The organism is Mucilaginibacter sp. OK098 (genome assembly GCF_900142915.1).
Lineage (GTDB): Bacteria > Bacteroidota > Bacteroidia > Sphingobacteriales > Sphingobacteriaceae > Mucilaginibacter.
Genome location: NZ_FRCM01000001.1, coordinates 1,438,310 through 1,453,474 on the forward strand (window position 1 = coordinate 1,438,310; position 15,165 = coordinate 1,453,474).

The 15,165-nt window shown below is 39.9% G+C and carries 12 protein-coding genes; 5 read left to right on the top strand and 7 right to left on the bottom strand.

The features are described from left to right. Nucleotides 1–8: 8 nt before the first annotated feature. The 5 genes from BUE31_RS05935 (at nucleotide 9) to BUE31_RS05955 (ending at nucleotide 7,334) form a co-directional block, all read left to right on the top strand. On the top strand, nucleotides 9–1,229 hold the full coding sequence (locus BUE31_RS05935; protein WP_073401132.1) for a glycosyltransferase family protein: 1,221 nt from the start codon (nucleotides 9–11) through the stop codon (nucleotides 1,227–1,229). A 61-nt stretch (nucleotides 1,230–1,290) separates the two neighbouring features. Next, nucleotides 1,291–2,475: a glycosyltransferase family 2 protein gene (locus BUE31_RS05940; RefSeq protein ID WP_083619365.1), complete on the top strand. Its 1,185-nt coding sequence runs from the start codon at nucleotides 1,291–1,293 to the stop codon at nucleotides 2,473–2,475. Between the two features lie 103 nt (nucleotides 2,476–2,578). Beyond that, the gene (locus BUE31_RS05945; RefSeq protein WP_073401134.1) at nucleotides 2,579–5,233 is read left to right on the top strand and encodes a non-ribosomal peptide synthetase; all 2,655 of its coding nucleotides are present in this window, start codon (nucleotides 2,579–2,581) and stop codon (nucleotides 5,231–5,233) included. A gap of 17 nt (nucleotides 5,234–5,250) precedes the next feature. After that, nucleotides 5,251–6,168, top strand: coding sequence for a glycosyltransferase family 2 protein (locus tag BUE31_RS05950; RefSeq protein ID WP_073401719.1), 918 nt, complete (start codon nucleotides 5,251–5,253; stop codon nucleotides 6,166–6,168). Then, nucleotides 6,165–7,334 (top strand): glycosyltransferase family 2 protein, encoded by a 1,170-nt coding sequence (locus BUE31_RS05955; protein WP_073401136.1) that lies wholly within the window; start codon nucleotides 6,165–6,167, stop codon nucleotides 7,332–7,334. The genes BUE31_RS05950 and BUE31_RS05955 overlap by 4 nt, the downstream gene beginning before the upstream one ends. Here the strand turns inward: BUE31_RS05955 and BUE31_RS05960 are convergent. The 7 genes from BUE31_RS05960 to BUE31_RS05990 form a co-directional block, all read right to left on the bottom strand. Beyond that, nucleotides 7,331–7,540 carry a hypothetical protein gene (locus BUE31_RS05960; protein WP_073401138.1) on the bottom strand — a complete coding sequence of 70 codons (210 nt, stop codon included), beginning with the start codon at nucleotides 7,538–7,540 and terminating at the stop codon, nucleotides 7,331–7,333. The genes BUE31_RS05955 and BUE31_RS05960 overlap by 4 nt on opposite strands. 40 nt (nucleotides 7,541–7,580) lie before the next feature. Next, nucleotides 7,581–7,991: a DUF2000 domain-containing protein gene (locus BUE31_RS05965; protein ID WP_073401140.1), complete on the bottom strand. Its 411-nt coding sequence runs from the start codon at nucleotides 7,989–7,991 to the stop codon at nucleotides 7,581–7,583. 11 nt (nucleotides 7,992–8,002) lie between these two features. Beyond that, nucleotides 8,003–8,947 carry a bifunctional helix-turn-helix transcriptional regulator/GNAT family N-acetyltransferase gene (locus BUE31_RS05970; RefSeq protein WP_073401142.1) on the bottom strand — a complete coding sequence of 315 codons (945 nt, stop codon included), beginning with the start codon at nucleotides 8,945–8,947 and terminating at the stop codon, nucleotides 8,003–8,005. A gap of 144 nt (nucleotides 8,948–9,091) precedes the next feature. Next, nucleotides 9,092–9,451 (bottom strand): VOC family protein, encoded by a 360-nt coding sequence (locus tag BUE31_RS05975; RefSeq protein WP_200801864.1) that lies wholly within the window; start codon nucleotides 9,449–9,451, stop codon nucleotides 9,092–9,094. A 239-nt stretch (nucleotides 9,452–9,690) separates the two neighbouring features. Then, nucleotides 9,691–10,950, bottom strand: a complete 1,260-nt coding sequence (locus BUE31_RS05980) for a glycoside hydrolase family 99 protein (protein ID WP_083619371.1) — start codon at nucleotides 10,948–10,950, stop codon at nucleotides 9,691–9,693. Nucleotides 10,951–10,968: 18 nt separating this feature from the next. Next, nucleotides 10,969–13,107, bottom strand: a complete 2,139-nt coding sequence (locus BUE31_RS05985) for a glycoside hydrolase family 97 protein (RefSeq protein ID WP_073401721.1) — start codon at nucleotides 13,105–13,107, stop codon at nucleotides 10,969–10,971. 215 nt (nucleotides 13,108–13,322) lie between these two features. Further along, nucleotides 13,323–15,158 (bottom strand): RagB/SusD family nutrient uptake outer membrane protein, encoded by a 1,836-nt coding sequence (locus BUE31_RS05990; RefSeq protein WP_073401148.1) that lies wholly within the window; start codon nucleotides 15,156–15,158, stop codon nucleotides 13,323–13,325. Between the last annotated feature and the right edge of the window lie 7 nt (nucleotides 15,159–15,165).

Genomic DNA, 15,165 nt, shown 5'->3' on the forward strand with positions numbered 1-15,165 from the left:
TATTTTACATGAGCCTCAAGAATCAGAATATTATCATCTTCTCGCAAATGCAGTTTGATGGCAAATTGGAATCAACCAATTATACAATGGCTAAGCACCTTGCAAAAGATAATTTTGTTTATTATGTTGACAGGCCATACACATGGCGCGATTATATAAAATTTAAAAACACACCGGGATTTAAAACAAGGCGCCCGCATTTTTTCTCGTCATCAAACAGTATTATTGAAACGGAGATCCCTAATTTAAAAATCATTATCTCCCCTCCTGTCCCATCAATCAATATGCTGCCCGAAGGTAAATTTTACCGGATGGCGTTGAAGATGAATGAGTGGATAGTTGGCTCGCGGGTAAAGAAAGTGATTAAAAACCTGAACATCACTAACTACATCTACATAAACTCCTATAATTTTACGCTTCCAACACTTCATAAACTGCTAAATCCAACATTGAGCGTTTATCATTGTGTAGATCCGATAATTGAGCCCTACCAAACCAAACATGGATTAATTTCTGAAGATATACTGGTAAAGCAGGTTGATATGGTAATATGCACAAGTAAAGAACTGCGCAATAAAAAAGCCTTACTAAATCCAAACGCTTACTTTATACCAAACGCAGCTAACATAAGCCACAGCTTAAAAACACTTGATCCCGATTTAAAGGAATCTGCAATTTTATCGGGTATAAAAAAACCAATAATAGGCTATTTTGGCGCCATTGAACGCCGGATAGACTATGATATGATGCAATTGCTTTTTAAAACCAACCGCGATAAAAGTTTTGTAATGATAGGGCCTATCGACAGGTATTATATAAAGGAAGAGGAATATAATGCACCTAATTTATACCTCCCCGGCCCGGTTCCGTATGAGGAAATGCCTGCTGTATTAAAAGGCTTTGATGTTGCCATAATACCATTTAAAAAAGATGAGGTAAGTAGCGATATATTCCCGTTAAAGCTTTTTGAATACCTGGGATCGGGCAGGCCAATAGTATCTACAGATTTTAACCCCGACCTAAAAGATTTTACATTTGAGACGGTGCCCTACTGCACAACTGCTGCAGAATTTTCTGATGCTATTGAAATTGCATTAAACGATACTGCTGCCTTGCAAAAAAGGAGGCTTGAAGTTGCAGCCGATAATACATGGGAGCATCGCATAAGTGAAATAAAAGACCTTTTGAAAATAAATTTCGATAAAAAAAGAACCGGTTCTTCATTGTAAGTTAAAAAAATTCAATTAAACCTAATCGTTTAATTAAAACTTACGTATAACACTGTAACATATGGAAATCATCAGATTTATTGCAGCAATTATAACAAGCATACTGTTTATTTACCTGGGTGCATACAGCTTATACCTGTTTATTTTTTCTGTAGCGGGTAAGCTAATAAAAATTAAAACGCCTCCGCAGAGTTCAACCCTTGCAAAGTTTGTTATTTATATATGCTCCTATAAAGAAGACGAGATCATACTAAATTCAGCTGCCAGTGCTATAACATTGGATTACCCTGAACATCTGTTTCATATCTGTGTAATTGCCGATTCCTTAAAACCCGAAACAGTAGCCAAATTAAAACAAATGCCGCTCCAGGTTTTAGAAGTTGTTTTTGAGAGCAGCACAAAGTCAAAAGCATTACATAAAGCCATTGAAAACACAGCAGATGGATTTGATGCCGCCATAGTTTTTGATATAGACAATGTAGCCGCACCTGATTTTTTATACCAGATAAACAATTACCTGCAAGCCGGCAACCGGGTGATCCAGGGACACAGGGTGGCAAAAAATACAAATACCTCAGTAGCCGTACTTGATGCCATAAGCGAAGAGGTTAACAATCATATTTTCCGTAAATCACAGCGGGTTTTTAATCTCTCGGCAGCCATTATTGGCTCGGGGATGGCGTTGGAATATAAGTTATTTACCCAGGTTATGATGCGGATTGATGCTGTTGGCGGGTTTGACAAAGAGATGGGCCTGCTGCTTACAAACGATAAAGTTACCGTTGCTTACGCTAACGACGCTTTGATATATGATGAAAAGGTAAGCAATAAAGAAGTATTTAAAAAACAAAGGCGCAGGTGGCTTTCGGCTCAGTTTAACCTGCTTAAAAAATACGGAAGCAGCGGATTTTCAGCATTATTTACAGGGAAATTTGATTATTTAAATGAAGTATATCAATTATCAATTTTGCCGAGGGTACTCATGCTTGGGCTAATGCCGTTTATGCTGTTGGTTTCATTAATATTACCAGGCATAGGGCCTGATTGGCATTTATGGCTGGCCGCAACTATTTGCTGTTATATTGGTATATTATTTGCTATACCTCTTACCTTTTATAACAAAGATTTTTTGGGAGCATTGATCAGGATTCCGGCAATATTTTTCGCAATGCTGCTATTACTGTTTAAATTAAAGGGGGCAAATAAAAAATTTATACATACTCCTCATACCCATAGCGTTAAATAGACGCCCCTAATAGTAATAAAGTTGTTACTTTAAAAAGTAATATTATATATTTAGAGTGTAATACGTTTAAAGTTGCACCCGGTTAGCCGAAACAAACTATAAAATGACTCCCCCTATCCATTTCAATACTGTAAATAATTTGAACGAAACACTTGTTGATTATCCAAGGGGAAAAGCACTCCCTTATTTTATTAATGAATGTGCAAAAAAATACACAAATAAGGTAGCCGTTAAATTTCATGGCCGGGACGTTACTTACAGGGAACTATTTGAAAGCTCCAATAAGCTTGCTAAAATACTGGTAGATAATAATATAAAAACTGGTGATATTGTTGGGCTGGCTCTTGACCGCTCGCCCGAAATGCTCATCTCCCTGTTAGCTATTTTAAAATCAGGCGCAGCCTATATTCCGCTTGATCCCGAATATCCAAAGGACAGGGTTGATTTTATGCTGGAAGATTCGTCAGCCAAAATATTATTAACCTCAAAAAAATATCATAAACACTTTACATCAAACGCATCTGAGATCTTGATAGAAGATGCATTTGCGAAGTTTGATAGCTACACAGCCGAAGAACCAAATGTAGAAGTTGGCGGGAACGATCTTGCATACGTACTATATACTTCAGGCTCAACAGGCAAGCCCAAAGGTGTACAGGTACGGCATTTTAACCTTGTAAACTTTTTGCTGAGCATGCAAAAAGAACCGGGCATGAACGCTAATGATAAAATATTAACGGTTACAACTATTTCGTTTGATATTGCGGGATTGGAGCTATACCTGCCGCTTATATGCGGTGCCGAGATCACATTAACAAATTCTGAAACTGCTAAAGATGGCCGTTTACTGTTTGATATGGTAAAAAACGATGGCATTACCTTTATGCAGGCCACGCCCTATACCTGGCGTATGATGCTTGAAGCCGGTTGGGAAAAATTGCTTCCATTAAAAATTCTGTGCGGCGGGGAAGCAATGCCAAAAGACCTGGTTGGTAAACTTACTGTACGCACAAGTGAGTTGTGGAACATGTATGGACCTACAGAAACTACCATTTGGTCTGCTATAAAACTTATTGAAAACGATGAAAATATTACCATTGGCAAACCTATCGCCAATACCCAGATGTATATTCTTGATGAAAATTCAAATAATCTTACTGACGGTTCAATAGGCGAAATTATTATTGCTGGTGATGGCGTAGCCGCAGGATACCTTAACCGCCCCGAATTAACAGAAGAACGGTTTATAGATAATCCATTCTCCGGAAAACCCGGTGATAAAATGTACCGAACCGGGGATTTAGGGAGATACAAAGAAGATGGAGATATCGTTTGTCTTGGTCGTATAGATCACCAGGTAAAAGTTAGAGGATACCGTATTGAGCTGGAAGAAATTGAACACGCGTTAATTAATGAAACCGATATAAAACAAGCTGTAGTTATCGCACGCGAGGATACTCCCGGCGACCCACGCCTGGTTGGATACATTATTTTGGAGAAAGAACTTGCTGAAGGGGATCTAAAAACAAAAATCCATACCTGGCAACAAGCGCTACTGGCAATACTACCGGAATATATGGTGCCTGATGATTTTGTTTTAATGCAGGCTATGCCAATAACTCCAAATGGGAAAATAGATAGAAAGGCACTCCCAATACCTGATTATAATGCAGCAAGTCGGCTTGGGGAATATGTTGCGCCACGTATTGAAATTGAAAGCCAGATTGCCGAAATATGGCAGGAGCTTATGGGGCTTGAGAAGATCAGCATTTACGATAATTTTTTTGAACTGGGTGGCCGTTCACTGGTAGCGGTTCAAATAATGTCGCGTATTGAAAAGTTAACGGGCAAGCGTTTGCCTCTTGCTACCCTGTTTGATCATTCAACAATAGCGCAGTTAGCAGTACGGGTAAAGGTTGATTCAAAATCTATTACATGGGATTCACTTGTACCTATAAAACCCAAAGGTTCAAAAATGCCGTTATACATTGTACACGGAGCGGGCTTAAACGTGTTGTTGTTTAATGCTTTAGCTATGAACATGGATGCAGAACAACCGGTTTACGGACTGCAGGCAAAAGGGCTAAATGGAATAGATGAACCTTTAGATGTGATGGAAGAAATTGCAGCAAATTACATTGCCGAAATTGTTGCTCAAAACCCAACGGGACCTTACGCTTTAGCGGGATATTCGCTTGGCGGAACAATTGCTTACGAAATGGTTAACCAGCTGATAAATATGGGCAAGGAGGTAAAAATGCTGGCAGTTTTTGATACCTATGCCAAACAAACGGATGCTTATGATCCTGTTGTTAAAAGAACCTTTAATAGGGCCAGGCTTTTTATTATGAAGCTGCTTAACAGCTTTGTTTTACTGGCTGAAGACCCCAAACGAACTTTTGAATACAAAAATTTAGTTATTAAGCGCAGAATAATAAGGGCTTATTGGAAATTGACGGGTAAGAGCGAAAAACAAGAAGGTTTTTTTGCATATGACAATGAAATTGACGAGGCAAGCTCAAAGGCAAAACACAATTACTATCAAAAACCACTTGATATTGTTGTAGACCTGTTCAAAGCCAAAAAAAGAACGTTTTATATGGACGATTATGAATTTATGGGTTGGAAGAAATTTGCGCTTAAAGGCGTAAATGTACACGAGATCCCAGGAGAGCATAATACCATATTTGCACCACCTAATGATAAAGAATTTGCCGTGGTATTACAGAAATGCCTCGACAGGGTATCTCAACAATAACCCTGCTAGCCGGAATAATGAAAACTGTATCCATCATTACTGTAAATTTCAATCAACCAAAAGTTACTGAAGAATTATTGCAGTCTATCCCGGCTACTTTAAAAAATATCGAAATAATAGTGGTTGATAATGGCAGCAGAATTGAACCCGAAAATAATTGGCAGGCAAATTTTCCGCACGTTAAGTTTATCCGCTCTGAACAAAACCTCGGCTTTGCCGGGGGCAATAACCTGGGCATAAATGCAGCTACAGGCGATTACTTTTTCCTTGTTAATAACGATACCGGGTTTACCGATGGATTAGTTGAAAAATTGACCGGGGTGATGGATTCAAACCCGGCGATAGGCATGATCTCGCCGATGATCAAATACTTTGCAGATAAGGATCTGATCCAGTATGCGGGCTACACACCGATGAATTACTACACCTGTCGCAATAGCTGCGTGGGGCTGCGGGAAAAAGATAACGGGCAATACAATAACATCACCGCCCCTACTGCCTATTGCCATGGCGCCGCTATGATGATCAAAAAAGAAGCCATTGAAAAAGCGGGCCTGATGAGTGAAAACTTCTTTTTGTATTATGAAGAGGTTGACTGGTGCGAACATATAAAACGCGCAGGTTATGAAGCCTGGGTTTGTACCGAAGCGCTCATTTATCATAAAGAGTCAGTTTCAGTAGGCAAAAAAAGCGCGTTGAAAGAGTATTTTATGAATCGTAACCGCATCCTTTTTATCCGGCGGAATGCGCCTTTTTTTAATAAGCTTGTTTTTTATCCTTACTTCATTCTGTTGGTGGTACCAAGGAACTTACTGGCTTATATAAAGGATAGGAATTATAATTTTATACCTATGCTTTTAAAAGCTGTGTGGTGGAATTTGAGTCATAGTAAAAACAGTAAAAACTTAGGATATCCCATTAAATCCATTTCATGATAGTTATATTTTGGCTAAGCTTTTTTATCGTTTTTTACACCTTTGCCGGGTATGGCATCTTCCTGTACTTTTTGATCAAAGTTAAAAGGGCTTTAAAAGGCAAACCTGTAATACCCTTTGAGAATGATGAGCAGCTGCCCGAATGTACTTTGGTAGTGGCAGCCTATAATGAAGAGCTATTTATTGAAGATAAAATTGCCAACTGCCTAAAATTAAACTATCCCAGTGGCAAATTAAAGCTGTTATTTATTACCGATGGATCTGCCGACAGAACACCTGAAATAATAAGGTTGCATCCGCAGATCCAGCTTTTGCACCAACCGCAGCGTGCTGGCAAAATAGCAGCCGTGCACAGGGCCATGGAATATGTGAATACCGAAATAGCCGTATTTACCGATGCGAATACCTTTTTAAATACCGATGCAATTATAAAGATCTGCAGGCATTATGCCGATAAAACGGTTGGCTGCGTTGCCGGTGAAAAACGAGTTCAAATTGATGAAAATGCCGATGCAAGCGCAGCAGGTGAAGGCTTTTACTGGAAATATGAATCAGCATTAAAAAAATGGGACTCGGAACTTTATTCTGTTGTGGGAGCTGCCGGTGAATTGTTCAGCGTTAGGCGTTCACTTTACCAGGATGTACCCGCCGATACCGTTCTGGATGATTTTATGATCTCGATGCTTATTGCTACAAAGGGTTACCGTATTGTTTATGAACCCGAGGCTTATGCCATTGAAACGGCATCTGAAAACGTATCGGAAGAGCTGAAAAGAAAGATCAGGATTGCTGCAGGTGGCATTCAATCTATATTAAGATTAAAGCAATTATTCAATCCTTTTAAATTCCCCGTTCTGTCGTTTCAATATATTAGCCACCGTGTATTACGGTGGACAGTTACCCCTTTCCTGCTTATATTGACATTTGTATTAAATGCTTTTTTACCCAATAATGCTTTATATGATACCATATTTGCAGCACAAATTTTATTCTACCTGCTTGCCTTCCTGGGCTTTATTATGGAAAAGCGGCAGATCCGGATCAAAGCGTTGTTCGTCCCCTACTATTTTTGTGTGATGAATTATGCAGTTTTAATGGGGATCATCAGGTATTTTACCAAAAAACAAAGTGCCGTTTGGGAAAAGGCGCAGCGGAAGCAAAATTAAAGCCTGTTTAATTCCTCGATTACTTCTTCTGCCGTTTGGGATTTGAGTTTACCGGCCTTATAATCTTTTAAAGCCTTCCTGGCATTATTAGCAATCTTATCACGCCTGGCTTCAGATTGATGTTTTTTTAAAATTTCTAAAAGCACTTCTTTGGATTCAAAATCTAAACGCATTATATCGTCCAATATAGAATCAATTGTTGTCATAGATTAATTTTTCATTAATCAAAAATACACAATTTCATATTTAATCATGAAACTTCAATCCATCAATTGCTTTATTTACTTTTTTATTCTCCCCATAAATAACTAAGCCAACCAGGTCCTGTTCATCGTCCGTGTACCGGGCTGTTTCATCCAAATTATCCTGCTCCGTCATAGTTTCAAACAATTGAGATGAATAAATTCCAATATGCAGTTCTCTTTCCTTTGCTCTTTTAAACACGCGCTGCATTTGATTGATATCTTCCGCTTTATAAACCAGCACCGGTTGTTTCAAAAAAGGCAGGTACTTATTGCTGGAAGCAGTTATTAAATGCCTGCCGTGCAACTCCGGGAATTCAATAGCTATTGCACTGGCCAAAAAAGCGGTAACGTTTAGCTTTTGCCAGCTTTTCAAATCATCCTTAACAATAATCACTATTTTATTATCATGCATCTTCTATCTATTTATAAGCCCAATTCCATTTGGATATTACTTCTTTCATAAGGCGAAGGCGGGCCGGTTATTTTTTTAAAACCCAATTTATGATACAAACTAATAGCTGGTTTGAGTATGGTATTACTTTCGAGATATAGCTTCTTAGCGCCCGTCTCTCTTGCTTTTTCAATACAGGCATTACCTAAAAGAAAACCGATTCCCTTCCCTTTTGCGTCAGGTGCAACACCCATTTTAGCCAATTCAAACTGATCATCGTTCATTTTAACAATGGCGCAAGTGCCTACAGGCTTATTTTTATAGATCGCCATAAAAATGTAGCCGCCTTTGCTTAATATATTTTCTTCAGGATGATCCAGGTATTTATAATCAGACTCCTCCATTTTAAAATATTGGGTTATCCAATCCTCATTAAGTTTTTTAAATGCCGTTTTATATTTAGGCTGATAGGGTATTATTTCGACTTCTTTACCTTCACGTTCCTTTTTCACAACTTCCACCCTTTTTAACAGGCTCTTTTGTTCAAGCAAAAACTCCCATTCCTCAATTGCTTTCCATATATTATATTGTGTTTCGGCAAAAGCATTTTCAATTGCTGCGTTTACATCGGTAAACTGTGCCTGGATGGGTTCATTTATACTTAAACCTTTGGGAGTAAGCTTTACATAATTCTTCCTCCCATCACCTTTTGCTGAACTCGCTACCACAATGTCCCTCTTCATCATTTCCTTTACAATAGTGCTTACTGACGGGTGCGAATGCCCTATCTCTATAGCAATTTGTGTGATGGATTTTTCTTCCCCATCAGATAATGCATAATATACAGGAAACCACTTGGGCTGCATCTCAATGCCATATATTGGGTACACTTGCGCAGCTTGCTCCGCAAACATTTCACCTAATCTGCGGAGCCTGCTGCCCAATGCCATTTTACCGGTTTTATCATAAATATTCATAAGTAATAAATTACGTAATCAATTACGCAAATTTAGAAACTTATATTTTATTTCAAAATAATGTATGTCAGAATAGTGTTAAGAGTTTTTTGCTATCTCCGCGGCAAAATTTAAACCGCAGAGTTCGCTTAGAATAAGTTGTAATTATACAGGTTGTCCAAATTGTATTAAATAACCATTGTTATCGTAAATGGCAAACTCACGCATTCCATAATCAAAGGTTTCCAGCTCATAACAATTTATAGTTACTTCCTTTAACTGGTTCCATAACTCATCTACATTATCAATGGTAATATATAGTGAGCCAGTAAATTGCGGCTTATCAAAAGGAACGTGTGCGTTTGGGTAAGATACCATTATTTCAACCTCATCACGTGATAAAGACGCCCAGCTCCAATCCTCTGTGTACCCGTTACAGGTAAAACCCAGCATCTCTATATAATATTCAACAGTATATTTTACCTGCTTTGAGTAAATTACAGGTCTTAATTTGGCAAACTTCATAATTGGCATTTAGGTTAATTCCGCATAAAATTAACATAAATGTGCCATTAAGTGTATCCTGTGCTATCAAATTTCGAGGAGGCTCCGATGGAGCCCTTCAAGCCAATCTCTATTATCTATAAACAGGTTGCTCCTCCGGAGCTCCTTAAATATTTCGATAATGGCTTTTTCACTCCAGAGGAGTATCCTGTTTATAGAAACCTAATATCCCGTTTAGGCTCCATCGGAGCCACCTTTAGCTAATTTATTGCACTAATTATAGCAGTAGCTTTTGCTACATCCAGCGCAGTCAAATAATTGTAAGCCTGTGTAAGTTGCGCTTCTGCGGCATTGTTTCCTGCATACTTTTTCCGGAGCGTATACCATTTATAAATCAGCTTCAGCTCTGTATCTGAATAGGTTACACCTGTATATTGCTGTATGGTTTGTAGAAAGGTAAAGTTAAAGTCGAGTGTAGGTTCAATCATGGTGCCTTCGCCGTAATCATTCCAGGTAATTAGCTGCAAATAATTTGTTCCGCTGGTTTTTGCCAGGTCAAGTGTTGCCTGCAAAGTGGCGGCACCGTTATGATCAATCACAAATAAAGTATTTCCCCACCCGCCCGGCTTATAAAAATCTTTAAAACCGGGATAAGCGCCTGCAAAAAAGGTTGCTAACGCTGGTGCCCTGCTTTGATAAAATCCCTGCAGATTTGCTTGCCCGGTAGATTCAACCCAGGCAAACTCCCCGCTGGCAGAGTTTCCGGCAACGTTTCCCTGGTATTCAAGTGGTAATAATCTTGGTTTGGTACTAAGACCTGAGAATGCCTGTTGCCAGTCATTAGAAGTTTTCATTCCCTGCGGACCAAAGCAAAGCAGCAAAGGCTGATCGTTTACTTTTATATAATTGTTGCTGCCAAAATAGGCGGTTTGCAGGTAAGCAAAATCTTCTTTGGCTGCGGTAACAGTATCAATACCTGCTTTGGCTTTAACCTGGGCCAGCTGAGCATCCTCATAACAAATGGCAAATTCTAAACCTGCATTTGGGATCCGGTTAAATAACGAATCGGTATTGCGCTTGTTGAGCGGATAATCATTTACATTATGTATGCCATACCAATCCACAATTACCCCATCAATTCCGGCGTATTTCATTAACAGCAGGTGATAATCAATAACGTCCCTGTCTGAGCTGGCATATGGGCCAATCATAGGATAAAAGTAAGAGGCTATCTGCCTGCGCCCATTTGATTGAATAAGATCCGGGTTTTCATTAGCCATCGTCCAGTGCTGGCCCCATTTACCATTATCGGATGTCGCCGGGGTTTCAAACCAAGGCATATAATGTACATAAATCTTTTGCTTATTTGTTTTTACTACCGCTTTAGCGCTGGCTACCGTTGTTGTATCCGGCACTTTAACAGATTGATCCGGAATTTTTACCGGATCAGATTTCGGGTTACTTTTACTGCATCCGATAACCGAAATAAAAAGCAAAGCAGTTATAAAGCTTCTGTACATTATATGGGATAGTTTCAATTATTTATAAGCTTTTACCCCTTTATCATTATCTGTTAACAGCTTAATGCTTACTGCTGCCCCACCGCCGTTTGCCAGCTTAAGGTTCAGCTTTGTGCCTGCGTTTACAGTATAGCTATTGATCTGGTACGCCTCCGGGTTATTTTTCCAGTCGGCATCAGTAGCATCCGCATAAATGGTGGCTACATATTTCTTCCCTTTGTCCAAAAAATCTAAAGGAACCATAGCATTGCGGCTATTTTCATTTGTAATTGCTCCAAGGTACCAGTTGCCAGTTCCTTTTTCTTTCCGGGCGATGGTGATGTACTCGCCAGGTTCAGCTTCAATAATTTTTGAATCTTCAAAATCAACCGGAACATCTTTTATAAACTGGAAAGCATCCATACGCTTTTCATAATTCTCTGGCAAGTCTGCTGCCATTGCCAGCGGACTATACATGGTTATATATAAAGCCAGCTGCTTAGCCAGCGTAGTATGTACCTGCCTGCCCGGAACATCGCTGTATCCTTTTATTTTAAAAATGCCCGGTGTATAATCCATAGGGCCACCCATTAAGCGGGTAAACGGCATAATGGTTTCGTGGTTAGGGTTGTTGCCATTACTGAATGCATTATATTCATTGCCCCTACCTGCTTCACTGGCAAGCCAGTTTGGGTAGGTACGTTGCAATCCTGTTGGCCTCACCGGTTCATGCGAATCAAGCATAACATGATATTGCGCTGCTTTCTCGGCTACCCGTACATAATGGTCAATCATCCATTGCCCGTCATGATGCTCACCACGCGGAATGATCTTGCCTACATAGCCCGTTTTTACCGAGGTATAACCATACTTATTCATAAAGCGGAAAGCTGTATCCATTTGCCGCTCGTAACTTGTTGCCGAGCCGGAGGTTTCATTATGCATGATCATTTTCACGCTTTTTGATGCAGCGTAATCGCTTATTGCCTTTACATCAAAATCGGGATAAGGCTTTGCAAAGTCAAACACGTTTTCTTTCCAGTTGCCAAACCAGTCTTCCCAACCAATGTTCCAGCCTTCAACCAAAACACCCTGCATGCCATTTTTTGCAGCAAAATCAATATAGCGTTTCACATTAGCGGTGTTGCCGCCATGCCTGCCATTCGGGATTGGGTTCCCGTCAGCACCTAAAGTATCAAGTCTGTCGCTATAGTTCCACGTACTTTTACCTGTTTGCATTTCCCACCATACGCCAACAAACTTCATTGGTTTAATCCATGCTGTATTGTCAATTTTTGACGGATCATTTAAATTGAGGACCATTTTTGAAGCCAGGATGTCAGTTGCCTTATCGCTGATAATGATTGTCCGCCACGGTGTTTTGCAGGGTGCGTGCATATAGGCTTTGTTCCCTACTGCATCGGCAACTAAATTTGCCGTAAGCTTAAAGGTTTTTGTGTCCACGTGCAATTGCATTGATGTATAATCTTTAAGGGCAGCCTCATGAATATTTATGTACAAACCACCTGCAGTTTTCATCATCAACGGTGTTTGAATACCGTATTGATCGGGAACAAACCTAACAGCTATATCAGTTGCTGATTTTGCTAGCACCGATGCATCAACTTTACTTAAAGGCGAAATGGTATAAGGATATTCATTGCTGTCATAATCTCCCGGAATCCAAAAAGTTTTATGGTCGTCGGTCAGGCTAAACTCGGTTAATTCATCAGATACTATAAAATATTTAAGGTTTGGCTGCTGTGGAAACTCGTACCTGAAACCCACCCCATCTTCAAATACCCTGAATACGATGTTCAATAGTCTTTTTTGACCGGTTTGCTGTTTTAAATGAACGGTTACCTGCTCATAATGATTCCTGATCGTGCTAACCTCGCCCCACACGGGCTCCCAGGTTTCATCAACGCTTTTCTTTTCGGTTCTGGTTAGCTCAAAATGGTCATCAAAATTACTATCGTTCAGTAACTTGATTCCCAGGCGGGATGCTTTAATTACCTCAGATTGTCCGTAATTAACAGAGTAGACAGGCCTTCCATCCTCATCAAGCATAAACTGAAGCTTAACTTTGTTCATACTTGCTTCAATGGCCTTATTTTCCTGCGCAATAGCACCGTGGATAGTTATCAGGCTAAACAGGCATATAAATATTTTTTTCATCAGCATAATATTGTTATACAATAGCAGCAGAACTATCCTAAGCCGGCTTCAATTATAAAGCGGCATTGATTGATCGCTTACTATTTGTTTTTAATAAAGACAAGTCAAACAAATCCCGCAAAAGGGAATTGAAGACAACAAGTCTTTTTATTGTTATCGGGTAACAAAAAAGTGCAAAGCCCTCTCACAGGCTTTACACTTATTAATCAACTATATCAGTACCCTGGGTTCTGCTTAATTTTTGAATTGGTGTTGACCTCTGATAAAGGAATAGGCCATACGTATGATTTACTTTCACTAAAAGTTGCACTTAAAGGCTGGGTCGCATTTATAGCGCTCCCGAAGTAAGCGGCTTCTGAAGTACCTATCTTCCACCTGCACACATCAAACCACCAGGTTCCCTCATTGAATAATTCTGCCCAGCGCTCGTAGTATAATGGATTGTTACCCAATACAGGATCGGGGCTAACAGGGTTGGCTGCACTCGTTTTATCGGTTAATGATTTGTAATCAATTGCTGATGCGGTGTTAACCGGCAAACCATATGCCCTGCGTTTTACTTTATTAAGGTACTCAAGCCCGCCTGCATTATCGCCTGCTTTTATACTTGCTTCTGCATACAATAAATATACATCAGCTAAACGCAGCAGGTAATAATCCCATTTATCAGAGTTAATCGTATTCTCATTATAATCAATAGGTGCATATTTTCTCATGCTGAACCCATAATGATTTTGTTGAAATGCATACACATCAGGCTTGGAGACCAGCGCCCAGGTTGTACCATCAAACTTAACTGAGTCGATCCATGGTTGCAGGGTGTTTACATACAAACGTGGGTCGGCAGTTTGCTTTGCCCTTACCTCCAATGCTTTAGCTTTATAAACAGGATCCATAATTACCTGGGGGTTATAGAATGCCGGGCCTGTAGCAGGTTTGTAATTTGGGTTATTTACCAAATCGTAAGCGCTTCCTATTGAATACCCAAAGCGAACTACGTTCTGATCATGAACAAACGAATTGGGATAACCCAATGCTTGCGTATTACCTTCGGTACCATTAAATGGTGACGTTGGAGAATTGTATCCCCCAAATGTTCTCGGCGCCCAGATAAGGCCATTTATAGTTGATGAATTTGCAGCGCCGCTGTAGATCCCGTATCCGCCCTTTGAATCCTGGTCAATATATAATTCAAGCAATGACTCACTGTTAAATTTATTATTGCCGTTAAATGCATCGTGATATGTATTGTAGGGCATTAATGATTTTCCGCTATTCTGGATTACATCAATTAAGGTGGTTTTTGCATCAGTCCAATCCTCAGTGTAAACATATGCTTTTCCCAACAGGCCCTTAGCCGACCATTCTGTAGCACGCGCAGCATCGGCCGAACCCCAAACCTGTCCTTTTAGCAAGGTTGCAGCTTGTTTAAGATCGCTTATAACCAGCGCCCATGTATCTTTTACCGAACTGCGGGCAACTTGTGTGGCTGCTAAATTTTGCGGTATTTCTGTGTATAATGGAACGCCCATTTTGTCACCATTTGCACCACCGGCCTGCATATAAGCTGCGCCGAATAAGCACTCCAGCTCCATATAATACCATCCGCGAAGACAATAGGCCTGGCCCAATATAAGGTTAATGGCTTGCTTATCTACGGCTGGGTTAGTTTTCACCAATACGTTAGCCGCATAAATGGTTACATTACAATTTTTTATCCCCGTATACAATGCTTGCCATGTTTCTGATGGATATTCATTTCCGGCAGTAAGGCTATTGGCAGCCATTTCATTCCATCCCGGGTCTCCCCCGTATTCTGAATTAATGGTGTGCATTGAATTCGACAATGCCTTGGGCAAAAAGTGAAAACCAAAGATCCCCTGGTCGCGCAGGTTGGCGTAGCATGAAACCAATACACTTTGCAGGTCGCTAACTGTGGCCGGAAAAGTGCTGCTACTATATTGATTTGGAGGCCCAACGTTAATTGGGTCTTTTTTACAGCCCGCGATTAAAATAAGTGCGAGTGCTACTATATATGTTTTCTTTAACATTTTCTTA

Bases quoted from the DNA above. Each gene is read 5' to 3' on its own strand.
- BUE31_RS05935 (WP_073401132.1), top strand. From the start codon at position 9: ATGAGCCTCAAGAATCAGAATATTATCATCTTCTCGCAAATGCAGTTT.
- BUE31_RS05940 (WP_083619365.1), top strand. From the start codon at position 1,291: ATGGAAATCATCAGATTTATTGCAGCAATTATAACAAGCATACTGTTT.
- BUE31_RS05945 (WP_073401134.1), top strand. From the start codon at position 2,579: ATGACTCCCCCTATCCATTTCAATACTGTAAATAATTTGAACGAAACA.
- BUE31_RS05950 (WP_073401719.1), top strand. From the start codon at position 5,251: ATGAAAACTGTATCCATCATTACTGTAAATTTCAATCAACCAAAAGTT.
- BUE31_RS05955 (WP_073401136.1), top strand. From the start codon at position 6,165: ATGATAGTTATATTTTGGCTAAGCTTTTTTATCGTTTTTTACACCTTT.
- BUE31_RS05960 (WP_073401138.1), bottom strand. From the start codon at position 7,540: ATGACAACAATTGATTCTATATTGGACGATATAATGCGTTTAGATTTT.
- BUE31_RS05965 (WP_073401140.1), bottom strand. From the start codon at position 7,991: ATGCATGATAATAAAATAGTGATTATTGTTAAGGATGATTTGAAAAGC.
- BUE31_RS05970 (WP_073401142.1), bottom strand. From the start codon at position 8,947: ATGAATATTTATGATAAAACCGGTAAAATGGCATTGGGCAGCAGGCTC.
- BUE31_RS05975 (WP_200801864.1), bottom strand. From the start codon at position 9,451: ATGAAGTTTGCCAAATTAAGACCTGTAATTTACTCAAAGCAGGTAAAA.
- BUE31_RS05980 (WP_083619371.1), bottom strand. From the start codon at position 10,950: ATGTACAGAAGCTTTATAACTGCTTTGCTTTTTATTTCGGTTATCGGA.
- BUE31_RS05985 (WP_073401721.1), bottom strand. From the start codon at position 13,107: ATGAAAAAAATATTTATATGCCTGTTTAGCCTGATAACTATCCACGGT.
- BUE31_RS05990 (WP_073401148.1), bottom strand. From the start codon at position 15,158: ATGTTAAAGAAAACATATATAGTAGCACTCGCACTTATTTTAATCGCG.